17 protein-coding genes are annotated in these 26487 nt (G+C 63.2%); 8 read left to right on the top strand and 9 right to left on the bottom strand.

Going from position 1 to position 26487, the window contains the following annotated elements; genetic code table 11:
* The first annotated feature begins 181 nt into the window (after positions 1–181).
* The gene (locus M2437_RS02735; protein WP_003603596.1) at positions 182–1021 is read left to right on the top strand and encodes a formate/nitrite transporter family protein; all 840 of its coding nucleotides are present in this window, start codon (positions 182–184) and stop codon (positions 1019–1021) included.
* 67 nt (positions 1022–1088) lie between these two features.
* A complete protein-coding gene (locus tag M2437_RS02730) occupies positions 1089–2804 on the top strand; it encodes a bifunctional protein-serine/threonine kinase/phosphatase (protein WP_253389305.1) in 1716 nt (571 codons plus the stop codon).
* 881 nt (positions 2805–3685) lie between these two features.
* Here the strand turns inward: M2437_RS02730 and M2437_RS02725 are convergent.
* On the bottom strand, positions 3686–5704 hold the full coding sequence (locus M2437_RS02725; protein ID WP_253389304.1) for a glycosyltransferase family 2 protein: 2019 nt from the start codon (positions 5702–5704) through the stop codon (positions 3686–3688).
* Positions 5686–6921, bottom strand: coding sequence for an HlyD family secretion protein (locus M2437_RS02720; protein ID WP_253389303.1), 1236 nt, complete (start codon positions 6919–6921; stop codon positions 5686–5688). Before M2437_RS02720 ends, M2437_RS02725 begins: the two co-directional genes overlap by 19 nt.
* A 1732-nt stretch (positions 6922–8653) precedes the next feature.
* Here M2437_RS02720 and M2437_RS02715 point away from each other — a divergent pair.
* The gene (locus tag M2437_RS02715) at positions 8654–9019 is read left to right on the top strand and encodes a PRC-barrel domain containing protein (RefSeq protein WP_253389302.1); all 366 of its coding nucleotides are present in this window, start codon (positions 8654–8656) and stop codon (positions 9017–9019) included.
* A 129-nt stretch (positions 9020–9148) separates the two neighbouring features.
* Positions 9149–10030, top strand: a complete 882-nt coding sequence (locus M2437_RS02710; RefSeq protein WP_253389301.1) for a DUF4344 domain-containing metallopeptidase — start codon at positions 9149–9151, stop codon at positions 10028–10030.
* Positions 10031–10261: 231 nt separating this feature from the next.
* On the opposite strand, the gene M2437_RS02705 is transcribed toward M2437_RS02710, so the two are convergent.
* The 3 genes from M2437_RS02705 to M2437_RS02695 form a co-directional block, all read right to left on the bottom strand.
* Complete coding sequence (locus tag M2437_RS02705; protein ID WP_253389300.1) at positions 10262–11167, bottom strand: adenylate/guanylate cyclase domain-containing protein; 906 nt, start codon at positions 11165–11167, stop codon at positions 10262–10264.
* A gap of 535 nt (positions 11168–11702) precedes the next feature.
* On the bottom strand, positions 11703–12143 hold the full coding sequence (locus M2437_RS02700; protein WP_253389299.1) for a Ros/MucR family transcriptional regulator: 441 nt from the start codon (positions 12141–12143) through the stop codon (positions 11703–11705).
* A gap of 385 nt (positions 12144–12528) precedes the next feature.
* A complete protein-coding gene (locus M2437_RS02695) occupies positions 12529–12882 on the bottom strand; it encodes a hypothetical protein (protein ID WP_253389298.1) in 354 nt (117 codons plus the stop codon).
* 215 nt (positions 12883–13097) lie between these two features.
* Between M2437_RS02695 and M2437_RS02690 the strand changes: the two genes are divergently transcribed.
* From M2437_RS02690 to M2437_RS02675, 4 genes are all read left to right on the top strand, one after another.
* On the top strand, positions 13098–14159 hold the full coding sequence (locus M2437_RS02690) for an AraC family transcriptional regulator (RefSeq protein WP_253389297.1): 1062 nt from the start codon (positions 13098–13100) through the stop codon (positions 14157–14159).
* A gap of 584 nt (positions 14160–14743) precedes the next feature.
* Positions 14744–15751: a 2-hydroxyacid dehydrogenase gene (locus tag M2437_RS02685; RefSeq protein WP_015950068.1), complete on the top strand. Its 1008-nt coding sequence runs from the start codon at positions 14744–14746 to the stop codon at positions 15749–15751.
* Between the two features lie 3 nt (positions 15752–15754).
* Positions 15755–18127, top strand: a complete 2373-nt coding sequence (locus M2437_RS02680; protein WP_253389296.1) for a glycoside hydrolase family 65 protein — start codon at positions 15755–15757, stop codon at positions 18125–18127.
* A gap of 162 nt (positions 18128–18289) precedes the next feature.
* Positions 18290–19885, top strand: coding sequence for an aspartate:alanine exchanger family transporter (locus M2437_RS02675; RefSeq protein ID WP_056502821.1), 1596 nt, complete (start codon positions 18290–18292; stop codon positions 19883–19885).
* 297 nt (positions 19886–20182) lie between these two features.
* Here M2437_RS02675 and M2437_RS02670 read toward each other — a convergent pair whose 3' ends face one another.
* From M2437_RS02670 to M2437_RS02655, 4 genes are all read right to left on the bottom strand, one after another.
* The gene (locus M2437_RS02670) at positions 20183–22468 is read right to left on the bottom strand and encodes a glycoside hydrolase family 65 protein (protein ID WP_253389295.1); all 2286 of its coding nucleotides are present in this window, start codon (positions 22466–22468) and stop codon (positions 20183–20185) included.
* Positions 22461–23189 (bottom strand): HAD family hydrolase, encoded by a 729-nt coding sequence (locus tag M2437_RS02665; protein ID WP_253389294.1) that lies wholly within the window; start codon positions 23187–23189, stop codon positions 22461–22463. Before M2437_RS02665 ends, M2437_RS02670 begins: the two co-directional genes overlap by 8 nt.
* Before the next feature lie 30 nt (positions 23190–23219).
* Positions 23220–25655 carry a phosphoketolase family protein gene (locus tag M2437_RS02660; protein ID WP_253389293.1) on the bottom strand — a complete coding sequence of 812 codons (2436 nt, stop codon included), beginning with the start codon at positions 25653–25655 and terminating at the stop codon, positions 23220–23222.
* 141 nt (positions 25656–25796) lie between these two features.
* Entirely contained in the window at positions 25797–26312 is a 516-nt protein-coding gene (locus M2437_RS02655; RefSeq protein ID WP_253389292.1) for a hypothetical protein, read from the bottom strand.
* Positions 26313–26487: the final 175 nt, after the last annotated feature.

Below are 26487 nucleotides of genomic sequence, written 5' to 3'. Positions count from 1 at the left end.
AAGGGCGTCGCAAGGCACGCTGTGCTGCTCAAACGGGCGTGGATCTTGCTGAGGCGCGACCGACCGGTGCGGGCAAGGCTCGCGCCGGCGGGTCAGACACCACGTCGGACCGGAGGCGCCTGGAGATCCGGGCGGGGACTCGTCGAACCCAGCATCTTCCGGCCGCCACAAGGAAACCAGTATGGCTTACCTCGCGCCCTCCGAATTCGTGACCAAGATGGTCGATGCCGGAGAATCCAAGATTTTCATGGCGACCCGCGACACCGTGATCCGCGCCTACATGGCGGGCGCGATCCTGGCGCTTGCCGCGGTCTTCGCCGTCACCATCACTCAGCAGACCGGGATCCCGATCCTCGGCGCCGCCCTGTTCCCGGTCGGGTTCTGCATGCTCTACCTGCTGGGCTTCGATCTTCTGACCGGCGTCTTCGTACTGGCCCCACTGGCGCTCCTCGATCGACGCCCGGGCGTGACCTGGGGCGGGGTGCTGCGCAACTGGGGCCTCGTCTTCCTCGGCAACTTCCTGGGGGCGCTCACGGTGGCCTTCATGATGGCCTTCGTCTTCACCTTCGGCTTCACTGCGCCGGCCGACAAAGTCGGCGAGTTCATCGCCCATGTCGGCGAGCGCCGCACCCTCGGCTATGCCGCCCACGGCGTTGGCGGCTGGTTCACGATCTTCATGCGCGGCATGCTCTGCAACTGGATGGTCTCGACCGGCGTCGTCGGCGCGATGATCTCGACCACGGTGAGCGGCAAGGTCATCGCCATGTGGATGCCCATCATGGTGTTCTTCTACATGACCTTCGAGCACTCGGTCGTGAACATGTTCCTGTTCCCCTTCGGCCTGATGATGGGCGGCAACTTCTCGATCGGGGATTACTTCTTCTGGAACGAGATCCCGACCGTGCTGGGCAACCTCGTCGGCGGCTTGGCCTTCACGGGGCTCACCCTCTACACCACCCACGTCCGCACCGCGCCGAAGCGCACGGCCGTGCAGGGCGAGGCGCGCCGCCTCGCCGCCTGATCCGTGCTTGACCGGACAGGGACCCGCGCCGCAAGGGCACGGGTCCCTGTCCCTTAAGTCCTCCCCGATGCCGAACGACCTCAGGCTCACGCTCGGCCAGCACAGCGCGGCGGGTCGCAAGCCCCACAACCAGGATTTTCACGGGGCACTCATCCCCGGGCAGCCGGCTCTGGGGCTCAAGGGCGCGGCCCTTGTGATCGCGGACGGGATCGGCAGCAGTGCGGTCAGCCACGTGGCCAGCGAGACCGCGGTCAAGAGCTTCCTCACCGACTACTATGACACACCCGACACATGGTCGGTGAAGAGCGCGGCGCAGCGCGTGATCGCGGCGGCCAATTCCTGGCTCCACGCTGAGACGCGGCGCAGCCGGCACGAGCCCGACCGCGGCTACGTCACCACCTTCAGCGCCCTCATCCTCAAGGGCCGCACCGCCCACCTCTTCCACGTCGGCGACGGGCGGATCTGCCGGGTTGCGGGCCGCTCCTTGGAGCAGCTGACCGAGGATCACCGCCTCGTCCTGTCGGCGGAGGAATCCTATCTCGGCCGGGCACTCGGCGCGGGCGGACGCGTGGAGATCGACCATGCCAGCGTGCGAACCGAGCCCGGCGACGTCTTCGTCCTGACCACCGACGGCGTGCACGAGCACGTCGATCCGGAGACGATCGCTGGCCTGATCGCGCGCCATGCTGCCGATCTGGACACGGCTGCCCGCGAAATCATCAGACATGCCTACGAAGCCGGCAGCGCCGACAATCTCACCGCACAGATCGTGCGCATTGAGGCAGCACCCGAGGACGGGCCGGCCGATCTAGCGGGCCGCGTCGCGGATCTGGCGCCCGCGCCTCTGCTCGATCCACCGACCGATTTCGACGGCTACCGGGTGCTGCGCACGCTCCACGCGAGCCACCGCAGCCACGTCTATCTCGCGCTGGATTCCGACACCGGCGCGACCGTCGCCCTCAAGGTGCCCTCGACGGAAGCACGCGACGACCCCGCGCAGCTGCGCCGACTGGTCATGGAGGAGTGGATCGCCCGGCGCATCGACAGCCCGCACGTGTTGAAGGCCCAACCGCAGGCGCGGCGGCGCAGCCACCTCTACACGGCAATGGAGTATGTTGAGGGACGCACGCTGGCGCAGTGGATGCGGGACAATCCCGCGCCGGACCTCGAGACCGTGCGCAGCCTTGTCGAGCAGATCGCGCGGGGCCTGCAGGCCTTTCACCGGCGCGAGATGGTGCACCAGGACCTGCGGCCTCAGAACGTCCTGATCGACGCCGCCGGCACCGTACGGATCATCGATTTCGGCGCGACGCGCGTGGCGGGCGTGGCCGAGCTCGCCCCCGAGGAACCGGTGCTCGGCACCCAGCAGTACAGCGCGCCCGAATACCTTGCCGGCCATCCCGGTACATCCGCGGCGGACGTCTTCTCCCTCGGGATCATCGCCTACCAGATGCTGACCGGACAGTTGCCCTATGGCGCGGCGGCCGCCCGGGCATTGACTGAGGCGCGGGCGCGGCGCCTGCGTTACGTCCCAGTCTCGGCCGTGCGGCCGGGCCTGCCGATCTGGGTCGACGGCGCCCTGCGCAAGGCCGTCCACCCGAACCCGGCGCTGCGCTACGAGGCGCTGTCGGCCTTCACCTACGACCTGCGCCACCCGAACCCTTCGCTCGCCGGAATGCGCCGGGCGGCTTTGCTGGAGCGCAATCCGGTCTTGTTCTGGAAACTGGTCTCGCTAGGGCTCGGGCTCGCGCTCCTCGCCCTGCTGGTGAGCCGAGCGGTCTGAGCACGCTGGCCGACGCTTCTCTCCGCTTTGAACCGCGCGTTCCGCTTCGCGGCCGGTGGATCGTTGATCGCAACGTGCATTGAAGCGAGTGAAGGCACGGCAGCGAGCACGAAGTTGTGGGGCTTCTTCGTCTGAACCTAGTCGGACATCGAGCGGCGATCGAGCGGACCCAGCGCTACATCGGAGATTGGTGGCGGACGGGGGGCTAGGGACGGGCGGAGCGGCGCCGGGGTGATCGTGCGACCCGACCTTCACCCCTTAATCGTCCCGCAGAATGGGTGCCGAAGGCTGGCGATCAGTGGGCGGAGGCCCGTCTACCTAAGGCCTACCCTCCAGTAGGCGTCGATACCGGACTTGCCCCATCTCGGTTCGCCGCGGTGGGGTTTTTCACGTGCCTACCCATGCAGGGGCGCTACGCAGCACATGAAGGGCCAAGCCTCCTAGAACGACGCCGGCACCGATCAGCACGAGGATGTCGCCGAGTGTCATAGGTTGTTTCATGGCTGCTGTTTGCAGCCAAATGCACCCATCGATCTATACAGGCAGCCGCACGGGGCACTCTCACGCTCTGCCGACAGCACATGGTCCCGCGTGGATTAAATCGTAGAGCCGATACCTTGCCCGATCGCAGATTGCCCGACCAAGGCCCCCGCCGCGCGGGGCTTTTCGTTTTTGGCTCGAAGCAGACGCTCCGCTTACGACCTATGGCATTCGTGCGGACACCCGTCAGCGCTTCCCGCAAGCGGTCATCCGTCGGCCATTCGGCAACTTCGGCTCGGGGTGGTGAGCCATCATTGGGTTGTCACCCAAAAGCCGACATTCGGTTTTGCACCTATCCTGGCCATCAGGCGGCCTTCAGCAGCTCCTGAGAAAAGATCGGCTCAGGCCGGATCATAGGTGCCACCTCGTCCGAACAGGCGGCTCCAGAGGCCCCCGACGACGGCCGACTTGTCGATGTCACGGATGTCCTGCGAGTACTGGCCGGTGTAGAGTCGGACAATCATCACGTCGCGGCAGGCGCCCTCGAGATTGTAGGAAAATCGGACGCATGCGGGGCTCCGACGCCTGCCCGGGGTCACGCCTTCGACCGTGGCTTCAAGGTGCGGGAAGCGCTCCATCTCGATCCAGATCTGGTCGCCGGGTCGTAGCTCGGGATCGGCCGGGAAGGATGCGATGCCTCGATCGAGCGACAGATTGACGATCCGCGCGTCCAAGGCGCGGTCCGCTGCGACGATGCGGGCCGGCTCGTCTGTTGCGAAACTGTCAAGGAGCGGACGCGATTTCTCGAAGCAGATCAGGGCCGCAACCAAGAGGACGAGGATGTTGAGGGCGGCCCAGTAGGCCGAGACGAGCGAGAACTCACCCTCGCCGATGCGCGACCATTCCGGCACGATGTTGATGACGAGGCCGAGCGCGGTGACGGCAATCCAGAAGGCGATCGAGAAGAAGGTGTAGGCATCGAAGGCGTTCTCCTCGTTGCCGCTGCCCTTCGGCGTCACGCGAAACGGCACGCCGAACGGCTTGATCACGCTGGAGACCACAACGGGCAGCATGCGGAACGTCGCGAAGGTGCCCACCGCGCTCGACACCAGTGGCAAGTAGCGGGTCGGCGTCAACCAGCCCATCAGCAGGAAGTAGGCCGTGAGCACGGGCAACTGGTAATAGACGATGTCCTGCGAGCCGGTGAAGTACAGCGGTGCCGCGCCGGTCCAGAGGTAGACGGCCGGTACCACGAGGATCACGAACCGCGTCGTGTACTGCATCAGCCACGACAGGGGCAGGAACATCACCCGCTGGAACAGGTTCAAGCCCGGCCCCCGCAGCGGGCCGTTATGCAGGTAGATCGTCTGGATGCCGCCGCGGCACCAGCGGCCCCGCTGAACGAAGTATCCCTTCAGGTTCTCCGCCGCGAGACCCATCGACAGACGCTCGTTCAGGTAGCGGGTCTTGTATCCCTTGTTGAGCATCGCGAGGGTCGTGAGGAGATCCTCGGTGATCGAGTCGTGCGGGAAGCCGCCGATTACATCGAGGGCCGCGCGGCGGGCGATCGAGCAGGAACCGCAGCAGAAGCTCACGTCCCAGGCATCGCGGCTCGCGGCCATCTCATCGAAGAACAATCTCTGCTCGTCGGGCCAGACCTTTTCGAGCGAGAGGTTCGACTGGACCGGATCCTTGTTGAAGAAATGTTGCGGGGTCTGAACGATGCCAATCGTCGGGTCCGTGAAGAAGGGCAGCGTGCGGCGCAGAAAACTGCGGTAGGGCACGAAATCGGCGTCGAAGATCGCAATGAAGTCGCCTGAGGAGACCTTGAGGCCGTTGTTCATGTTGCCGGCCTTGGCGTGGGAATTGTCCGGCCGGGTGACGTGGATCGCGCCCTTCTCCTCACAATACGCCTTCAACCAGTCGCGCTTCTTGTCGTCGAGGACATAGACCTTGAACTTGTCCCGCGGGTAGTCGAGCGCGAGAGCCCCGACGATGGTCCGCTCCAGCACGTCGAGCGGCTCGTTGTAGGTTGGGATGAAGAGATCGACTGTCGGCAACTCCGCCTCTGGGCGTGCGAAGAAGGCTCGCTCCAACCGGCTGGCCTCGGCGCTTCGGTCGACCGAGCGGCTCATCACCACAAGGAAGAGCAGGATGTCGGCGAAGGCGCCGAGTTCCACGAAGAAGACGGCCCAGGTCCAGATGAGGGCGAAGCTGCCGTCCACAGGATGCGGCAGCACCGTGTGAAAGAAGCGCCAGAGGAGGTAGCGCACGGCCACCGCGAGAACGAAGGCGCAGGCGATGCTCCGCGCCCAGGTCTTCTGCCGTGGCCAGTTCGTCACGAAAAGATAAAAGAAAGCCCCGACGAGGCAGGTCGGCGCGAGAGGAGCGAGGTTGAGCTCTAGGAGATGCTGAACCACAGGCTCTTCACCCAGTTGACGAACGGCAGAGTCGCTGCGGATCGTGCAAACCGGACTTGCACGGTGCGGCCCACATGGCAGAAGTTCTCGTAGTCGGTTTGCATCGCATTCTGATCGAGGATCAGTCGAATGCGGGCATTCTTGCCTCTGCTCTTGGGCGGAATGGCCGCAAGCGTCACCTCCTCGACGGCCGCGCTTGACCCACGGACCGAGTTCACGCGTCCGGCAATGACGTCGGAGGTTCCGAGCAGCCGCACTTCTGCGGGATCGCCGGGCTTGATTTGATCATAATCGACTTCGTCGAGCAGGATGTCGACGAAGAGATCCCGGCAGTCGAGCAGGCGGGTCAGCTCATTGCCGACAATCACGTTCGAGCCGCCGACGACGTTGTTGCGCCAGATCACACCGCGAAACGGGAGCCTTATGGAGGCACTCGACAGCCTGTCGTTGCGGTTGCGTTCGATAAAAAGCTGTTTCTCCAGTAGCTTAACACGTGCGCGTTCGATCTTAGCCTGGGCCTCGACGTTGGCGAGCTGAATCGTGACTTCGTCTCCACGTTGTTGCGAGTACGGCACATCGTTACGTCCCTCGCCCACGAAGGTGCCACGCTTCAAAGCGTCGAGCTGCTGGTTCAGCCGATCAAGTTCAGCTTTGGCGATCGTGCCCTCGTTGCCGGAGGCGACGGCTGCGGCCCTCGCCGCTTCGACTGAACTGTTTGCGACCACACCGGTCGCACCGAGGGTCTGCTTGCGGCTGAGGTCGGCCTCTGCCGAGACACGGTTGGCCTGGGCTGTGCTGATCCGTTGCTGGCGGATGATGATCTCCTGCTGGATGCTTTGCAGGCTCGCCTTCTGGTAGTCGCCGAGCCGCGCGGCGAGTTCCTTCTTGAGAGCCGCGAGCTGACCGGTCTGCGCGTCGAGCGCCTTCAGGCGTTCGAGCGCGGCGCCGAGGTCAGCATCGAGTTGCGCTTCCGCCGTGCGGGCGATGCGATCGTTCGTGATTTGGAAGATCTCGGCTTCCTCCGGCAGCGCGGTCCCGACCTTGGGAGGAGTCTCGGAAACGACGCCCTCGATCGGCGCCGACACCACGGCGAAGCGCGCGTTTACTGTGCCATCGAGGCTCGTATATCCGGTCAGGCCTGGCAGCATTACGACGACTGCGGTGGCTAGAAGCGCCAATCCGACAAGGATGCGAACAGCACGAGTGTTCCAAAACATGCCCCATCATCCTGATACGGCGTCTCGGCGCCTTATTGGTTCAGGCGGTTAGCTCAAGCGAATGGAATGATTTGCTTGTTGCTCAGACACGAAAACGCTCACTGCGCCGGCATGGATCCTTGGGATCGCACGATGGTTGCATTTTCCTAAGCGAGATTGGTACGCTTTTACTCGCGCGGGGGCCGCGCCTGGGCCAGTCTGCTGAGCGGCGCAGTCCAATCCTCAACGACCTACTCTGGTTTCTACGGACGAGCGCATTGTGGAAGGATCTGCCAACGTGTTCCGGTTCCCGTCGGAGCCGTGGTGAGCCAATTGCATCGCTGGCGCCAAGCGGGCGTGTTCGAACGGGCTCCGCAGCACCGGCAGGCACAGGCGGATGCCTGCCGTGATTCCGACTGCGATCTTGCGAGAGTCCGCCCAGGTACTTCCTAAACATGAAAGCGAACGGGCAACTTCCTGCCGAATTCATTTGTTTCGAGCTCATTAGCCGGTCGGAAAGCGGACATTCTGAAGGTCTGAGCAGGGTCGCAAGCAGCGGTCCGGGTCCGGTGAAGCCAATGTCGGCTTCTGTTGCAGAGAGCCGTCATCCGAGGCTGGGCTTATCGGCAGCAGCGGGTTCCTTCTGAAGAGCTCCTCAACCCAAGGACCTGTCATGCCCGAAGTCGCTACCTCCCAAACCAGAACCCGCGTTCCTTGGAACCGTGGCCGCAGTGTCGGCCCCAAGCCGCCGCGCGTAACTGCACCCGGTCTTGGGCCGTCGATCGAACGGGAGGTCGTTAGAGCGGCATTCTATCGACGGTCGGAGCTTCGGCGCATTAAAAAATAAAGACTGATAGTACACATTCCATGCCCTCGCGGATAAGACCGCGAGCGCATTTGCTATGTCTCGATCGAGATTCTCTGCGGGCGCGAGCAATTTATACTTTCTTACATTGGAGGGTGCGCACAATTTTCAATCAAGTCAGCGTCATAGACCCGGACTCCTATCAGCTTATGCCTAACGCCAAAATGTTGGACTACCAAAAGATACGCATTCTGACCTCTAGGCTAAACATCAGCAGAGCCTAAAATAAACTAACGAGATTGGGGCGGCCGTGAATCAGTCGCCCCAACAGCGAACGGAACAAAAGGGGTGCGGCAATTTCCACCCCTTCGAGGACGCACTTGCAAGCGCAGCGATGGGCTGCGGATGCCATCGTTGTATCGGCCCGATACGGATCGCGCGGCTGGTCGGTGGCTGCGGCAGTAGTTCGACGTACACAAGTGCGAGCCGCTCTTGATGGCACATAGAATGAAGAAATCGCTCGCGGGCAAGGTACTCCGGCAGTCCCATAAGCGTGACCACGATCGAGGTGTCGGAACCCACGTGCAGCCAAGGACAGATCACTAGGGCCTGCGCAATTTTTTCGTGCAAGTGCACCAAAAAGACGAAGTGCAACTGCGGATGAAGTACAGCCCGGCTCAGCGCCTGGTAGGCACCTCTTGGTGTCCCATCCGATCAAGCAAAAATCTATACAAAGGGCCATTTGACGGCTGGAGGATGCCGCCATGCCCGGTTCCGTCAGGCTGCGCGCCGACAGCTGCTCGAATCGGGCAGCTTCAACCGTGTATTCTGGTGCCCTTCGCCGCTGGGTGGGCATGACGCCCAGCGCATGGCGGAAGGTTCAACGAACGGGGTGAAGCGCGACGAGAAGCACGAAGAAGCTCGCTTGCGACGGAAGAGGGAGAGCGGATGCAGCAGCACCTTCCTGCCTGGGCCTGCGTCCTCGTGATGCTCGCTGGCGAGGCGAGCGCGCAGGAAGCCCGATCGCCCCTGCTCGACGCGGCGGACTCGCGCATGCAGATCGGCGCCGCCTCGCTCGTGCCAACGCTCCGCCGCCGCTGGCTCTATGCTGATCACAAGCTCATCGTCGGGCGCGTAAAGGATGTGCGGGTCTCGGCCGACGGGACGACGCTGATCGCAGTGGTGGCCCGCCGTCGCTGGCTCGGCGGTGGGGAGGTTGGCATCCCGGTTCCCCTCCTGCGGCAGGCGGACAACGACCTGACCGTCAGCGCCACACGCGAGACCATCGGGCAGCTTCCACTCTTCAAGCCGTGAGAGCCGAGCGTTGATGACTCGCTGCTCGCGGCGCTGGCGGCGTACCACTACCAGCCACATCGGCTTCCGCTGCGTTGTCGCGAGGAAGCCATTGCCCGATGATGCAAACGCCATGCAGGGCTTCCCACGATGAGTCTGGCCAACCTGGAATGGCTGATGGGGACGCGGATGCCGGTCCGTGCTTGGCGCATCGGCATCCTCTTGGCGGCAACCGTGCTTCCGGCGAGCGCGTCGGCCGGTCCGAGCGGACGCGACGGCGGACGCATTCGGATCGTCTACGTGGCACCCAAGACGGCCGCCTACCGTGAGATCTACGACGCCATGCGCGAGCGGAGAGTGCTGGAGCGGGTCGGCGCCATCATCGGTCTCGTCAGGCTGCCCAATCGACTGACTTACCGGCTGGCCGAATGCGCCGGCGAGCGCAACGCTTGGTACGCGCCCGAGAACCGGAGCGTGACCGTCTGCTACGAGCTCCTCGACAGCATCGTCCAGGCCGCACCGCGAACGAAGTCACCGGCCGGGGTGACCAGGCAGGATGCGATCCATGGCCCGGTCTTCCAGATCCTGCTGCACGAGAGCAGCCACGCCTTGTTCGACCTCTTGCAGGTGCCCATCCTCGGACGCGAGGAGGACGCCGCTGACCAGGTCGCCTCGCTGATCCTCCTGCACCTGTCGCCCGCCGATGCCCGCAGGGTCGTGAACGGGAGCGCGTACTTCTTCGCGGCGACAGCCAAGGAAGAGCCAATCGACAAGGGTGCCTTCGCCGACGTGCACGGGCTGTCCTGGCAGCGCTTCTACAATCTCGCCTGCATGGCCTACGGCTCGGACCGGAGACGGTACCGCGCCATCGTGGCCAAGGGCTACTTGCCGAAGGAGAGGGCCAAGGGCTGCGGCGAAGAGTACGGCCAGGTCGACTTCGCTTTCCGGACACTCATCGGATCTCACCTGCGCGTGCGACCCGCGGGCGGCCAGCGGCTGCGGCGGGCCTTCCGGTCTGCGTTCAAGTCCTGAGGAGCGCGGCGATGCCCTTCATCGACCCCTTCACCTGAATCTTCCTAGAGCCGTATCTGACCCCATTGCATCAGGACGGCGGCTCTCGGTCTTTGTTTCAACGCGCATTCTTTCGACGAATCGGTGACCACTTCATCGGAATGCGTTCTGGAGCCAATGCAGATCAGGTTGGATCATATGCATCGAAGTGTGCTTTGCTACGCGGCGCTGAAACACGGGTCATGTCGCCCCTTAATCTTCACCGATCGACCGGTGCAGCCCCACAACTTCCAGCGCCTCGCCACGTCCGCGCAGAGAGTGCCGTCCGAGGTTGGTGACCGTTACGCCCTCGGGTAGCGGCCCGAGGCGGGCGAGAAGTTCGGCCGAGACGACGACAGGCTCATCGAGCGCTTTTGCCAGGCTCTCAAGTCTGGACGTCGTATTGATAACATCGCCGAAGTACGTGATTTTGTGCCGGTCTACGCCAATCTCACCCGTCATCACCGGCCCGCAGTGAAGCGCGGCGCGGAACCGGGGCACCTCGCCGAACCTGCGACGCCATTCCCCTGCGTCTTGCTCGACCTGGTCGAGGAATGTGAACAGGCAGCGGATGGGAGCCGCATCCTCCAGATCCGGGCCCATACGCCACGTAACCAACGCCATATCACCCACGTAATCGTCCATCGAACCCCGATAGAGTTCGACAGGTCTGGCGAGAACTTCGAAGGCGTGACCTAGGTAGAGCATCGCTTCAAGGTCGCCACGCTCCTCTGCAAAACGCGTTGAGCCGATAAGATCGAGAAATAGGAAAACCCGCTCCTCACGGCGTGGCTTATGGTAACGCCCAAGTAGGAAGCTCATGAACATCCGCGGTCCAATCAGGTCGCGCATGCGGAGGACTGCCACGAGGAGTGCCGCTGTGACGAAGGCGTAGGTGAGTTTTTGCGCGGTCGGAGCGACGTCGAGGATTGGGGTACTCGCAATGCCGACCGCCCATAGAACGGTTCCGGCCACAGTCGTTCCGACGACGAATGTGCAGCCGAAGATCAAGAGTGTGGCGGCAAAGAAGATCGGCGTCGCCGCCCGCCGAACGCGGGCACGCAGGCCGGGCAAAAGTTTTCCGCGCTCGTAAAGAAACAGCGTGAGGCTGAAAAACATTCCATAGATTGTATTGATGAAAGGGCGTCCGGTCTCGAAGGCCCCCGCGAAGACCCATCCAGCGCATGCCCCGAATATCGCGACCGCAAGGAAAAGCGGGAGCGCGCGTCTGGCCACGGCGACTGCCGCCCAGCTCTTCATGCCAGCACGACGGAGAACGTTGCTTCCGCTTCCTCGCGCCGTTCGACGTCCTGGCAGGACAGGCTGATTAGGTGCGGAAAGGGGGGCGTGGCTGCATTGTCCATTCAACGGATCATGACGAGCCCAGAAACGTCTGCAACCCACCGAGGCTGTCGTCACATCGCCTCGCACAAGGCAAACCCTCTCTGGATCGTCGGACCGTCGTTTGCTGGAACCCGATCTTCTTCTCGGTCAGCATGAACCGCCGCACGATGGGGCTTCGCAAGATGAACCGTCCGATGTGTGAGACACACTCGCTGGACTGGTGTGGATCTCAGGGTGCGACAGCCTCGGCGGAATGGTTCGCCCACGCGCCGACAGGGACGCCGCGACGCGCTTTGACGCGCGCCAGCGCTTACAGGCCGGAGCGAGGCTGCTCGGTCGCTGCCTTGGCACGGTCCGGAATGCCCAACCCTAGCGCCTTGGCAATCTCTGAACGGTCTCGGCTATAGGATGCGGCCACCATCGGGTAATCGGCTGGCAGGCCGAACCGCGCGCGGTAGCTGTACGCGTCGAGGCCGCGGCTGGTCAGATGCCGCTTGAGCGTCTTGTAGGGTCTGCCGTCGATGAAGCTGATCAGCGCGTCCGGCGTAATCGACTTGCGGACCTCGGCCGGCGTTGGCCTTGCACTCTCCGGAGCGGGCGGTGCCGTCGTCGTACCCAGCGAAAGGAGCGTTTGGTGCACGGTCCTGATTAGGTCCGGCAGGATGGCTCCGGGAAGACGATTGTTGCGCACGTAGGCGATGATGATGCTTGCCGTGACGGCTTCCAGACCGCAGCTGTCGTCGGTGACCATGCAGGTTCCCATCCCTTTTCGACAAGGCCGGCACGCCGCCATCCCTCGGCCGCGACCAGCGTATTGAACCACCGCTGTCCGTCGGGCCCGCATGGCCCGAAGCCGGCTTCCATGGACCGGGAGCCCGTGAGCGCGGTGTCGTGAAGTCGGCCGGACAACCGAACCAGGACAGCGACGGGCCGGCCGTCCGTTAAGCCCGCAGTCCAGCCTCATTCGGGCTGCCCACGTGAGGCGGGATGGCTTGCAGAACGATGGTCTCGAGCCGTGCCCGACCACGTTGGGTCGGATCACGCCTCTATCCGTTTGTTGTGCCGCGCTTTCTTTCGACGAACCGGAACCCACTTCGTCGGAAAGCGCTCTAGCGCCCTGCTGCGTCCGCGCAGGGCTAGCCCGAGCTTGGCGGTGAACATCCAAAGACCGCCTCTCGTGCATCCTTCATGAGTTCGGTCGTCGCGGCCTCTGCCTCCTCCAGATCGTTGCAGGCCATGCTCTCGACGGCGTGACCGCGTGCCCGATCGTAGAGTTCGACCCGGAGCGCCACACTCTCAGGCGGCGCGTCGGCTGCCAGTGTCTCGATCAAGCAGATCTCTCGGGTGCCGAACCGGGCGATCACGGCCATCTTGGAGCCGTCCGCCCGCGCGGGCAGCAGGATCAGCCGGGTGTAGGCCTGGACCAATAAGCGCTGCGGATCGAAGGCGCGGGTAGACCAGGGGTCTCGCAGGCAAACAGCGGGCATCATCGATTCTGTCGCATGAAGGCGGATAGATCTCGTCCTGCTGGATTGGACGTGTTTCGCGCCCAAGCTGGGGCCGACGAGGTCAGGAGACTGGCGGAGACTGCTCTTGGACCAGCCGCATCCGTATCAGGGACATCTGCGGCTCGTCCTGCTATCTTCGGCCAAAGTGCTGGTACCTCATGCCATTCACAGCCAACCTCACCGCGACGAAGCAGGAGGTGCGTTCGCGCGCGGCGGCGCCGTCCATGCCCCCGAGCGCCACGGGCGCGCTGGCCCGGCTCGCGGTGGCTCGCGCGGCTGCGTCAGGGATTGATGTCCAGCCGTGCCTGTCCAAGGCCGGTCTGAGCGACCACCAGATCAAGAACCGGCACGCTCGCATCGGTGCGACAAACCAAGCCGCGCTCGTCGGTCTGCTGGCCGAGGCGCTCGAGGACGACCTCTTCGGTTTTCATCTCGGCCAAAGCTTCGAGCTCGGTGAGATTGGGCTGCTTTATTACGTGATGGCCTCCGCCCCAACGCTGCGTGACGCGCTCTGTCGGGCGGAGCGCTACGCCGCGATCACGAACGAGGGTATCGCCCCGATCTACAGCCAGAGCGGTGAGGTCCGCGTCTCTTATGTCGGGCTAGCTCGGCACGCTGCGCGGCATCAGGTCGAGTTCTGGATGACGGGTCTCGTCCGGGTCGCCCAGCAATTGACCAGCCTGCGACTATCGCCAATCCACCTGACCCTGTGCCATCCACGCCACGCGGGAGCCCGCGAGATCGAGGCCTTCCTCGGCTGCGCCATTGCGTTCGATGCCCTGGCGGACGAGGTTCAATTTCCCTCTGCCGCGGGGAACGCGGTCCTGACCGGCGCCGACCCCTACCTGCACGATCTCCTGCTCGGGTACAGCGAAGAAGCGCTCGCCCACCGTGTCCGCTTGGCGGAGAGCCTGCGTACGCGGGTGGAGAACGCGGTGATGCCGCTCCTGCCGCATGGTCGGCCGCGCATCTCCGAGATTGCACGGGCACTGGGCACAAGCCAGCGAACCCTGTCCCGCCGCTTGACCGAAGAGGGGCTCAGCTTCGAGAGCGTGTTGGAAGAGATGCGGCGGGACCTTGCCCTGCGCTACCTTCGGGACACGCGTCTTTCGATCTCGCGCATCGCTTGGTTGCTGGGGTTCCGGGAGGCCACCGCCTTCACCCACGCCTTCCGGCGCTGGACGGGCCGGTCGCCGACGGAAGCGCGGGTAGAGCGGGACCGGGCCCTGAACCCGTCGCCTCCGCAGCGGTCCAATTAAGCCCTTCGGACGGCAGCGGTCAGATACTGAGCTGTGTAACCTCGGTCAGACCATCTCCCAGCAGACCCCGACCACCGTCGCACGGTTTTGAAGCCTGCTGTAGGGCAAAGTCGATCGGCGCAGTCGTGAAGAGCCTGCGAGGCATGGCATCCGCCCTCCTTCACGGTTCAGAGTGCCGAAACCTTGCGCCGGGCGCGGACCGTTTTGCTGAGCCAGGGCGAGATGGCACAGTCCTGGTCAAATGTCCCGACTGATCAAGCGTAGAATTTTGCACACCATAAAATGAGACTGCAAAAGGAGACAATCCGTTTCCTGCCGTTGACCGTGCCGCGGAGGCTCCGGCCTCGCTGAGGCTGTGGCAGTAGCGCTAGGCAACCAGTCCAACAGATATTTGTTACAAATCTCCATTCGATTTGCGAATTTCATCACTTTGCACGCCGACGGGCAGCCTCCGGATCCTGACTGGTGGTGCAGGAGACTGCGCGGACAACTATAGGAACACGATCTCTCCGAATTAATTGGAAGTCTGAAAACGGATTTACCAATTCGTTTTGGCACCGGAACATGCAAAAGGAGGCATAAGCATGCGAGTTGCAGTGTTCAGTGCGAAAAACTACGAGCGCGCGCTTCTCGATGATCTGAACGTCGGCCAGGAGCATGACCTCACGTATTTCGATGCCTTGCTCGAACCAGGGACGGCCTCACTGGCAGCTGGGTTCACCGCAGTCAGCGTCTTCGTCAATGATAGCGTCAACCGCGATGTTTTGAGGCAGCTCGCCCAGGGGGGAACGAAGCTGGTCGCAACGCGATGCACGGGCTTCAACCACATCGACTTGGAGGCCGCGGAGGAATTCGGAATCCGAGTCGTGCGCGTCGTCAACTATTCTCCGAACTCCGTGGCCGAATTTGCAGTCGGATTGCTGCTGGCGCTCAATCGCAAGGTCCACCGTGCCTACAATCGGACGCGCGAGGGGAACTTCAGACTCGATGGCCTCATGGGGTTCGACCTTGTCGATCGTACCGTGGCAGTGATCGGCACCGGAAAGATCGGGACCATCTTCGGACGGATCATGGCTGGCTTCGGATGCCGGGTGATCGGGTTCGACGTGCATCGGTCGCCCGAATTCGAAAGAATTGGCGGACGCTATGTCGACGCTGCGGGCGTCGAAGAGGCGGACGTCATCTCCATGCATTGCCCCTTGACGCCCGAAACCTATCACATCGTCGATGCGCGAACGCTTGGGCGCGTGAAGAAGGGCGCACTTCTGATCAATACGAGCCGCGGCGGCTTGATCGATACCGACGCGGCGATCGATGCACTCAAGTCCGGCCGGTTGGGCGGGCTGGCCATCGACGTCTACGAGCAAGAGGCAGAGCTGTTCTACAGAGATCTGTCGAGCACTGTGATCCCGGACGACGTCATCCAACGCCTCATCTCGTTCCCCAATGTCATCGTCACGGGACACCAAGCGTTTTTCACCCAGGAAGCGCTCGAGACGATCCTCGGCACGACGCTCAAGAGCATCTCTGAACTCGAGGCGGGTCACCCTCTCACAAACGAAGTTGCAGCTCCGAGACGCTTGCAAGGATGACCGATGCTGCGCCCGCGCTATGTTCCACCCGAAGATATTTTTCCGCCAAACCCCTGGGCATTTGAGGCCGTCCAATACGACGCACGTCTAGCGCAAGAATTGACGGGCCAAGCCGAGACGATGTTTGCCCTGTCCAACGGGTATCTGGGCATCCGCGGTTCAGTCGAGGAAGGTACTCCGGCTCAAGAGGCCGGCACCTATCTGAGCGGATTCTACGAACACCGCCCGATTTCCTACGGTGAGCATGCCTACGGCTTCCCAACCGTGGGCCAGAGCATCTTGAACTGCCCGAGCGGTACGGCCCTGAAGCTCTTCGTCGAAGACGAGCCGTTCGTCGTTCCGCAAGCCGAGATCCTGTCGTATAGGCGGAGCCTCGATCTGCGAGCCGGCACGCTGAACAGAGATGTTCGCTGGGCTTCGCCGGCGGGCACGCGCCTGCATATGCGGACGGTGCGTCTTGTCTCACTCGCGCATCGGCACCTCGCTGCCATCGCGTTCGTCCTCACGGCAGAAGATGCCGACGTCGAGATCGCGATCTCCTCGGAACTCGAAAACGCTCCGTCATCGACGGCCGACATCGCGGACCCCCGCCTCGCGGCGAGCCTTGCCGGGCGTGTCCTGCACCCCACGGGATTTCAAGCCGAGGGGATGCGCGCCATGTTGAGTTACCGGACTGAGAGCTCCGGGTTTCACCTCGGCTGCGGGATGGACCACGCGGTCTCCTCGGAGAGCTCATATTTCACAGAGCAGGTTTGCAGCGACGATTTCGCGGCCGTAACGATCCGCTGCAAACTTTCGCGAAACAAGCCGATCGTGATTTATAAATATATGAGCTATCATTATTCAGACAATTCTGCTCCGGCGCGGATCTTATTCCAAACGGCCCTAACCCTGGACCGCGCGCTCAAGAGTGGATTTCAGGAAATCGTCGAGCGCCAAAGGAGCGATGTCGAACGATTTTGGGCGCGAGCCGATGTTGCGGTTGAGTGCGATAATCCGAGAACTCAGCAGACGATCCGCTGGAACCTCTTTCAGCTTCTGCAGGCTTCGGAGCGATCGGAGGGGCACGGAATCGGCGCCAGAGGCCTGACCGGAAGAACCTATGAGGGGCACTATTTCTGGGACACGGAAATATACGTGCTGCCATTCCTGATTTATACGAATCCGGCGATCGCACGTAGTGTTCTAAAATTTCGCTACGACATGCTGGACAAGGCGCGGGCGCGGGCGCGCGAATTGGGTCACCGTGGGGCGACTTTTCCCTGGCGAACCATCAACGGCGACGAAGCGTCGGCATATTATGCTGCGGGAACGGCTCAGTATCACATCAATGCTGATATCGCGTACGCCCTGCAAAAGTATGTGAACGTTACCGGCGACGACGAATTCCTCTGGAGCTATGGCGCAGAAATTCTAACGGAGACTGCCCGTCTGTGGTTCGATCTTGGCTTCTTCTCCGAGTCGAAAGGAGGAAAATTTTGTATCAACGGCGTGACTGGGCCGGATGAATATACTGCGATCGTGAACAATAACTGTTTCACGAACCTGATGGCACGAGAAAACTTGCGCTACGCCGCGCAAGTGGTTCGCGATCTCAAGCGCATGCACCCCGATCGCTTCCATGCGTTGGCCCAACGCACTGGTTTGGACAGTTCCGAACTGGCCGATTGGGAGGACGCATCCGAAAGGATGTACCTGCCCTATGACGAGCGTTTGAAGATCCATCCTCAGGATGATGATTTTCTGGATCTCGAGAAATGGGATTTTGCGGCAACTCCAGAAAACAAATATCCACTCCTACTGTACTACCACCCCTTAAACCTCTACAGATCACAGGTCATCAAGCAGGCTGATACTGTGATGGCCATGTTTTTGCTCAATGAGCACTTCACCCACGAAGAGAAAAGACGAAACTTCGAATACTACGATCCGCTTACGACACACGATTCATCTTTATCGGTTTGCATTCAAAGTGTCGTAGCAAATGAAATCGGTCTGCCGCATAAAGCAATCGAATATTTCAATTTCGCCGCGGCAATGGATATGTCGGATATCGGCGGGAATATGATGAACGGCGCTCACGTCGCCGCAATCGGCGGCACGTGGCTTGCCCTCGTCTACGGCTTCGCAGGACTTCGCGACAGCAAGGGCTGCATTTCGTTCAATCCCGTCCTCCCGAAGGAGTGGTCCCACCTGAGTCTTGTCCTGACCGTAAGAGGGCAGAGGTTTCAGATCGAGGTTGATCCTAACTCTGTCATCTACACTCTTCTCAGCGGAGAGCGGCTGGAGTTCTCGCATGTTGGCGAGGATCTCGTTCTTTCCTCCGCGGAGCCGGTGATCACGCGCCCGACCGGTCAGGGGCGGCCGGACGCTTAAAAGCCGAATGAGTCGGCCTGACAAGGCCTTGAACCGATCATGATCAACGGGCCGTCTCATCGAGCGATGGGTCGGCGCCGACCCGTCGAGCAAATGACAGGTGCGGGACAATACTGGGATCCTCGGTATCAGCGAGGCGCGCACTGAAGTGGGAGTCCTTCCATGATGGCCTCAGTCAGCGAGCTGGTCGGGACGCAGCCGATCCTCGCACTCTTCCTCGCCATCGGCCTCGGTTATGCGGTGGGGCAAATCAGTATTCTGAACTTTTCCCTCGGCGTGGCGGCCGTGCTCTTCGTCGGCTTGCTGATCGGTGCCCTCGCCCCGAAGGCCCAAATCACCGGTCCGCTCGGTTTGGTCGGGCTGATCATGTTCCTCTACGCGATCGGGATTCTCTACGGGCGCCAATTCTTCGAGGGTCTGTCGGGGCCTGGGCGTATCTATAACGTGCTCGCGACCGTCGCAGTCGTCGCCAGCCTGCTGGTGGCGCTCGGCCTCGGCGCTATTTTCGATGTGAAACTCGGCCATACCCTCGGCATTTTCGCCGGTTCAATGGTCAGCACCGCTGCGCTGCAAGCCGCACTCGACACGATTGGGAACCGGGACCCCTCCGTCGGCTACTCGGTCTCGTATCCGTTCGGCGTGATCGGCCCGATCCTCTGCCTCTATTTCATGACGCGCCGGGCGAAGCCGGTCTTTCCGCCGAAGCCCTCGCGCTTCCACCTCGGCGAAGTGACACTCGAACGCCTGCCGTCCTCTGGCGCGACGCTCGGCGCCGTCATGGCGACGCTTCCGGCTGGCGTGCAGATTGCCGGCGTGCGGCAGGAGCACCATAACCGGCTGCCGGATCCAGACCTCGAACTGCATGCCGGTGACGCGCTTCTGATTGCGGCCGATCGCGCCGCGGCGTTGGACGAGGTCGCCACGGCGCTCGGACACATCGACCAGGGCAGACTTGCCAAGGATCGAAGCGATATCACCTACCAGCGCTTCTTCGTCTCGAAGTCGGCCCTGACCAGCGTGAGATTGGCCGACCTGCCCATGCCGCCGGATGTATCGATCCGCATTCTGCATGTCCGACGCTATGACGTGGACCTCATGCCCTCGCCGGACTTGATGCTGGAGTTGGGCGACCGGGTCGGCGTCATTGTGGCATCCGAGCAGGTGGTTGCCGCGCGGGCGCATTTTGGTGATACCCTGAAATCAGCCGCGGAATTCAGCTATGTCTCCGTCGGCCTCGGCATGGTGCTCGGCGTCCTTCTCGGCCTCTTGCCGATCCCGGTACCGGGCGTGGGCACCGTCACGCTCGGCATCGGCGGTGGCCCCCTCATCGTGGCGCTGATTCTCGGCAGGCTTCGGCGCACCGGGCCGCTCAGTTGGGTCATGCCACTGCCCGCCAATATCGTGCTGCGGAATTTCGGTCTGACGCTGTTTCTGGCGACGGTCGGAATCAATTCCGGCCAGGCTTTCGTCACCACGGTAGCGCAGACCGGGCCGCTGATGCTGCTGATCGGCGTGGCGGTGCTGCTGACCACGGTCGCGATCGTATTGCTCGTCGGCTTCTACCTGCTCAAAATCCCGTACGACGACCTGCTCGGTGTGGCCTGCGGTGCCACCGGCAACCCTGCCATTCTGGCCTATTCGTTGCGCATCGCGCCAACTGACCGGCCGGATATATGTTACGCGATGATCTTCCCTTCAATGACCATCGTCAAAGTACTCAGTGTGCAGATCATCGGCCTTCTCTCTCTTTCTGGGTGACTGTCTACCGGTGTAGCGTAGGGGCCTGCACCTTTATTGCGGAAGACATCGCAGCATGTGAGGGTTCGGCTTGGCAGCCAAGCCCGGGGGGCCTTTCGACGCTGACGCGCTTTCCGACGAAGCGGACGCCGGTTCGGCGAAGGAAAGCGTATTGAAACGAAGGTCTAGAGACGCCGGCCCGATGCCATCAGGTCGGATACGAATCGAGCGCGGCGACCTCGTTGGCTTACGGCGGCTGAGTGGCCTGGCGCCGTAGAGCGTGCCATCGGCGTCCGGCACGTCGCGAGACGCCTTCGACTACAGCTCGAACCGCAGTGGCGATCCAGGTGTCAGGTGCTGCGTCACGCCCGCGACCGTGACGTCCATCCCGTCTCCGTCCATCAGCCTGGCCTCCAGCAGAGGGCGGCTGACGCTGAGCCCGACGGATCGACCCCTCCACCAGACTTTGAACGAAAGGGTATCCCACTCAGGCGGCAGCTTGGGATCGAGCTCCAGCGTGTCGCCCGCTAAGTTCAGGCCGGCGATGCCCAGGATCGCCGCCTGCCACAACCCGCCAAGTCCGGCGATCCGAACGCCGCCGGCGCTGTTCGGATCGAGATCGAGGTCGAGAGACGCGGTCTCGCGCATGTATCGAAGAGCCGTGTCCGAGGCGCCCAGACGCGCGGCCACGCGGGCATGCATCGCGGCGCTCAAGGAGCTGCCATGCGCACAGCGTGGCTCGTAATGGCGGAAATTGATCTCCGCTCCCTGTCCGGGAAATTCTTGGGGCAACAAGGCGATCAACGCGACGACGTCGGCTTGCTTGATCACTTGCGAGCTTTGCGTCTGCTCCCGGCCGATGACCACATCGATCGGCAGTGCATGGTCGACATAGTCCGCGACGTTCAGCTGCTTGAGTCCGTGGAAGCCGGCGAACTGCTCGTACAGTCCGGTCGCGGGGTCGAGGCCGGTGACGATCCGCGCGACCGCGTCCCGCCAGTCATCGAGTTCCTGGTCGTCGAGCGCGAGCTTGTCTCGAAGCGCCTGGGCACGGTCCGGCCAACCCTCGCGCAACAGCTCGAGCGCCTCCAGGGCACAGCCGATGTTCCACCGCGCCATCACGTTGGTGAAGGCGTTGTCGTCGACATCCTCATGGTACTCGTCCGGCCCGATCACATGGCGGATGTGGCGTCGGCCATCCGCTTCGGCGACGGCTCGGGACGCCCAGAAACGCGCCGTCTCGAGGAGGATTTCCGCCCCCGCATCGCGGAAGAAATCGTCGTCGCCGGTGGCACGCCAGTACTGCCACACCGCATAGGCGACGTCGGCGCTGATGTGGTGCTCCATCTTGCCAGTCAGGATCTCAATCGGCTTCCCGTCAGGCCCCAGCACCGAGTCCGGCGTGGTCTCCTCGCCGGTGTCGGCCGATTCCCATGGATAGAGCGCGCCTCGCCAGCCGCCGAGCGTCGCCTTGGCCCGTGCTCCGGGCAGCGTATGGAACCGGTACATCAGCAGCGCGCGCGCCGCTTCCGGCCAGACCGCGGTGTAGAACGGCAGAAGATAGATCTCGGTGTCCCAGAAGACGTGTCCGAAATAGGCATCGCCGGTCAGCGCGCGTGCACCGATCGAAACCCGGTCGTCGCTCGGGTTCGCGGCGCTCGTCAGGTGGTACACGGCAAACCGCAGCGCGCGCTGCAGGTCATCGTCGCCGTCGATGACGATGCCGCTGTCGCTCCAGTGTGCATCCCAGGCGGATTCATGAGCCTTGAGGATCGCGCGCCAGCCCACCGACGTGCTGCGCGCGAGCGTCGCCGCGGCGCGGGGCGCAGGATCCTCTTCCCATCGCTCGGCGCGAGCGACGGCGACGAGGCGGGCGAATTGCGCCACCTGGCCAGCCTTCGAGCGCCAACGCCAGATCCAACGCAGCGGAAATGGGCGCTCGGGGTCGGCCAAGGCGCCATCAAGATGCAACGATGCGGCACCCGCCATCGCGACGACCTTACCGGTCCCCTCGGTGCGCCACGCGCCGAGGTCGTTTTCGAGACGCACCGGCTCCATACCGACGCCGGCTAGCCCGAAGCTCGCTTCGAGGCGGACGTCGATGTCGTCGCGGTCCAGCACGATCTGCTGAAGCTGTAGTCCCACCGAGCGGTCCGCCAGCGACAGGAGGCGCAGCTCATGGCCCTTCGCGGTCACCTGCGCCGGTGTCCGATGCGTCCATTCGGAGAGAAGCACGCCGCGCCGCATGTCGAGCCGCCGCATGCCATGAAGAATCTCGCCTTCGCGCACCACCAGCGGCTCCCCATCGAGGATGAGGCGGATCCGCGACCAGTCGGCGACGGGCACGAGCGCCGGCACAGGCGGCTCGGTGTTGGGCATGTCGAACAGCCCGGCGACGTAGCAGCGCGGCCACGAGGCCCATCGGATGTAGCCGAGCCAGCTCACCCAGGTCGGCCCTCGGCCCGTCGAGCGCGCGGCACGCATGCCGAGGAAGCCGTTGCCGAGGGCAAAGCGGGATTCGACCGCGCTCTCCGTGAGCACGCTGTAGCCTTCGTGCGTGAGAACCCAGCCGGGCTCCTGTGTCGGTCGAAGCACCTCAAGCATCTGCAACGGGCTCCGTGACGGCTCGGGCGCGCAGCGTGCCTGCGCCAAGGGCGGCGATCTCGACCTGGTCGAGGCTCGTCACGACGAGATCGGCGCCCGCTTCGCGCAGCAGGGCTTCGTCGCCGAGGCGGGCAATCCCGAGCGCGGTCATCCCGCCCGCCCGCGCCGCCGTGATGCCGGCAGGCGCGTCTTCGATGACGACGCACTGCGACGGCGGCGTACCCAGAGCTTCGGCTGCGAGCAGGAACAGCGCGGGATCCGGCTTGCCCCTCGGCACGTCACGGCCACTCAGGTCGGCGTCGAACAGCGACAGGAGCGTGCGCCCATCCGGCAGCTTCAGCCGGGACAGCATGGCGGCGGCGTTTTTCGATGAGGAGGCCAGCGCCAACCGTAGCCCGGCCGACTTCAGGGCGGAGGCGAAGCGAAGGGCGTCTGGAAACACCTCGAAGCTACCCGCCTCGATCAGCTGGTCGATGAGAGCCTGCTTCCTGTCCGCGTACTCTGCGGTCCGGGCCGCAGCCTCAGGTCCGCCAAGCCGCTCCAAAGCCTCCCGAGCGCCTTCGAGGCGCGGCTTGCCGGCGACGTTGGCTTGATAGAACGACGTGGTGAAACCTGCCGGGTCGGCGAACCCTGTCAGCGCCTCGCGCCACGCGCGCTCGTGCGGCGAGTCCACCAGCACACCGTCAACGTCGAAGATCGCCGCGAGGAGAGCCGGTCTCAAAACGCACGACGCCAGTCGAAGCGCCCCTCCTCACACATTGTCACTCTCCGTCGAGCCGAGACCGCGCGTCGTCGCCATCGGGCTCCAGGACCAGCCGGATACTTCCGGCATGTCGTCGCCGTGCCGATGAATGTACGCGCGATGGTCGATCAGCTTGTCCCGGATCGCCTGCTTGGCGTAGGCCGCCCGAGCGGCCAGGCCCGGCACCCGGTCGATGACATCGCTGACCAGATGGAACCGATCCATGTCGTTCATCACGCACATGTCGAACGGCGTGCTCGTCGTGCCTTCCTCTTTGTAGCCACGCACATGGAAGTTGCTGTGTCCGTGACGTCGGTAAATCAGCCGGTGAATGAGCCACGGATACCCGTGAAAGGCGAAGACGACCGGCTTGTCCGTCGTGAACAAGGCATCGAAATCCTGATCTGACAGGCCGTGTGGATGCTCCGTGTCGGGCTGCAGCTTCATCAGGTTCACGACGTTGATGACGCGCACCTTGAGATCCGGCGCATGGCAGCGGAGGAGGTCGACGGCCGCGAGCGTCTCAAGGGTCGGCACATCCCCGCAGCACGCCATCACGACGTCCGGCTCGCTGCCGCGGTCGTTGCTCGCCCACTCCCAGATCCCAAGCCCGGCCGTGCAGTGCTTGACCGCCTGATCCATCGTGAGCCACTGGGGTGCCGGCTGTTTACCCGCGACGATCACGTTGACGTAGTTGCGGCTTCGCAAGCAGTGATCGGTTACGGAAAGCAGACAATTCGCATCCGGCGGCAAGTAGACACGAACGACCTCGGCTTTCTTGTTCACGACATGGTCGATGAAGCCTGGATCCTGATGGCTGAACCCATTGTGATCCTGACGCCAGACGTGGCTGGAGAGAAGGTAGTTCAACGACCCAATGGGTCGCCGCCACGGGATATGGTTGCAGACCTTCAACCACTTGGCGTGCTGATTGAACATCGAGTCGATGATGTGGATGAAGGCCTCGTAGCACGAGAAGAAGCCGTGCCGACCCGTCAGCAGATAGCCTTCGAGCCAGCCCTGACATTGATGCTCGCTCAGCATCTCCATCACGCGGCCGTCATGCGCGAGGTGATCATCCCATGGATACGTCTCGGCCACCCAGGCGCGGTTGGTCACCTCGAGCGCGTCCTGCCAGCGATTTGAGTTATTCTCGTCCGGACTGAAGAGCCTGAAGTTTCGCGCTTCGGCGTTCAGGTCCATGACGTCGCGAAGGAAGCGTCCCATCACGCGTGTGGACTCGGCGACGGCGGCACCGGGGGCGGTCACCGGTATTGCATAATCGTGAAAATCCGGGAGCCGAAGGTCGCGGAGCAGAGTGCCTCCATTGGTATGCGGATTGGCGCTCATGCGGCGGTCGCCCTTCGGGGCAAGCTCGGCAAGTTCGGAGCGAAGCCGGCCGCCTTCGTCGAAGAGCTCGGCGGGCCGATAAGATTGCATCCAGTCTTCGAGCATGCGCACATGGGCCGGATTGTCGTGCATCTCGCCCATGGGCACTTGGTGCGAGCGCCAGTAATCCTCTGTGCGCCGTCCATCGATTTCCTTCGGACATGTCCATCCTTTTGGCGTCCGAAGAACGATCATCGGCCAGAACGGCCGGCCCGTAAAACCTTTGTCGCGCGCATCCGACTTGATCCGCCGAATGTCTCGCAGGACAGCATCCATGGTGGAGGCCATGCGCTGGTGCATCTCGGCCGGATCATGTCCTTCCACGAAGTAGGGAGTGTACCCGTACCCACGGAAGAGATGTTCAAGCTCCGCGTGGCTAATTCTGGCCAGTACAGTCGGGTTCGCAATCTTGTAGCCGTTGAGGTGGAGGATCGGCAGAACCGTCCCATCACTCACCGGGTTGAGAAATTTGTTCGAATGCCAGCTGGTGGCAAGAGGCCCGGTTTCGGCCTCGCCATCGCCGACGACGCAAGCGACGATGAGGTCGGGGTTGTCGAACGCGGCGCCGTAGGCGTGCGAGAGGGAATAGCCCAGCTCTCCGCCTTCGTGCATCGAGCCCGGTGTTTCGGGAGCCACATGGCTCGGGATGCCGCCTGGGAAGGAGAACTGCTTGAAGAGGCGCTTCATGCCCTCAGCATCGGCGGAGATGTTCGGATAGACTTCGCTGTAAGTCCCCTCGAGGTATGCGTTGGCGATCAAGGCAGGACCGCCATGCCCCGGCCCTGTAATATAGATAACACCAAGATCATGCTTTTTGATCAGACGATTCAGGTGAACATAGATGAAATTCAAACCCGGAGTGGTTCCCCAGTGGCCGAGCAGACGCGGCTTGATGTGCTCCTTGGTCAGCCGTTCCACCAGTAGCGGGTTGTCGTAGAGGTAGATCTGACCGACCGACAAGTAGTTTGCCGCCCGCCAATAGGCATCGATCAGGGTCAGCTCGGATGTCCGCGCCGTGCGCTTGGGCTGCCGCCGAGCTTTGAGGATCGCGTCCATTTGACTGCCTCGCTTCGGTGCTGGGTCGACTCTGGCGCGAAGCGGCGGGCTTGCTCCGGGTGGAGGCCTTGGGCATCAGCATGCCGCACGCTTCCGGCTGCGGTAGCGCGTCGTTTCGCCAAAGACCGGATGCGCGGCGCCTCAATACGGGGCACAGGCGCCGGCATACGCATCGTAGTAGGCGTAGGGCCCGCAGCCTCCGTAGCCGCTCCGATACCCGTAGTAGCCAGCGGCGGCGGCTGCACCGACCCCGGCCGCGGCAAGCCCGTATCCATAGGGACGATAGCCACCCCAACCATAGCCGCCACGGACAACGTAGCCCCGGCCGACCCGACCGCCACCCCAACCGGGCCGGCCGGCAATCGGACGTCCCGCTCCCCAACCGGGCCGGCCGGCAATGGGACGTCCCGCCCCCCAACCGGGGCGTCCGGCAATCGGGCCTGCAGCCCCCCAGCCTGGCCGCCCAATTCCGCCGCGGAAACCGCCACCGTGGAAACCACCACCGCCGCGGAAGCCACCGCCGCGGAAGCCACCGCCGTGGAAGCCGCCGCCGCCGCGGAAGCCGCCACCACCACCGCGGAAGCCGCGCGCATCGGCCGCCACACCGGTTAGGATCAGGGCCGCGAAGGCGGCCGATGAGATCAGGAGCGCTTTCATGAGGTCGTCTCCTAGCCGGAGGACACCAAGTCGAGGTGAGCCAAGTCGGATTCGGTCGTGCGACGACGCAGTGGGTCCGTACAGCATCAACCTTTTGGTGCAGAGAACGCTAGCACCGGGCCGGGCGCCTCGCTTGATCTGACAGGACAGGCACAAATCACGATGCGGCGCACTC

The organism is Methylorubrum pseudosasae (genome assembly GCF_029504475.1).
Lineage (GTDB): Bacteria > Pseudomonadota > Alphaproteobacteria > Rhizobiales > Beijerinckiaceae > Methylobacterium > Methylobacterium extorquens.
The sequence above is the reverse complement of the archived record's forward strand: the minus strand, read 5'-3'. Positions and strand labels throughout refer to the sequence as shown.

Bases quoted from the DNA above. Each gene is read 5' to 3' on its own strand.
- M2437_RS02720 (WP_253389303.1), bottom strand. From the start codon at position 6,921: ATGTTTTGGAACACTCGTGCTGTTCGCATCCTTGTCGGATTGGCGCTT.
- M2437_RS02715 (WP_253389302.1), top strand. From the start codon at position 8,654: ATGCAGCAGCACCTTCCTGCCTGGGCCTGCGTCCTCGTGATGCTCGCT.
- M2437_RS02730 (WP_253389305.1), top strand. From the start codon at position 1,089: ATGCCGAACGACCTCAGGCTCACGCTCGGCCAGCACAGCGCGGCGGGT.
- M2437_RS02710 (WP_253389301.1), top strand. From the start codon at position 9,149: ATGAGTCTGGCCAACCTGGAATGGCTGATGGGGACGCGGATGCCGGTC.
- M2437_RS02660 (WP_253389293.1), bottom strand. From the start codon at position 25,655: ATGGACGCGATCCTCAAAGCTCGGCGGCAGCCCAAGCGCACGGCGCGG.
- M2437_RS02675 (WP_056502821.1), top strand. From the start codon at position 18,290: ATGATGGCCTCAGTCAGCGAGCTGGTCGGGACGCAGCCGATCCTCGCA.
- M2437_RS02680 (WP_253389296.1), top strand. From the start codon at position 15,755: ATGCTGCGCCCGCGCTATGTTCCACCCGAAGATATTTTTCCGCCAAAC.
- M2437_RS02735 (WP_003603596.1), top strand. From the start codon at position 182: ATGGCTTACCTCGCGCCCTCCGAATTCGTGACCAAGATGGTCGATGCC.
- M2437_RS02685 (WP_015950068.1), top strand. From the start codon at position 14,744: ATGCGAGTTGCAGTGTTCAGTGCGAAAAACTACGAGCGCGCGCTTCTC.
- M2437_RS02655 (WP_253389292.1), bottom strand. From the start codon at position 26,312: ATGAAAGCGCTCCTGATCTCATCGGCCGCCTTCGCGGCCCTGATCCTA.
- M2437_RS02695 (WP_253389298.1), bottom strand. From the start codon at position 12,882: ATGATGCCCGCTGTTTGCCTGCGAGACCCCTGGTCTACCCGCGCCTTC.
- M2437_RS02670 (WP_253389295.1), bottom strand. From the start codon at position 22,468: ATGCTTGAGGTGCTTCGACCGACACAGGAGCCCGGCTGGGTTCTCACG.
- M2437_RS02700 (WP_253389299.1), bottom strand. From the start codon at position 12,143: ATGGTCACCGACGACAGCTGCGGTCTGGAAGCCGTCACGGCAAGCATC.
- M2437_RS02705 (WP_253389300.1), bottom strand. From the start codon at position 11,167: ATGTTTTTCAGCCTCACGCTGTTTCTTTACGAGCGCGGAAAACTTTTG.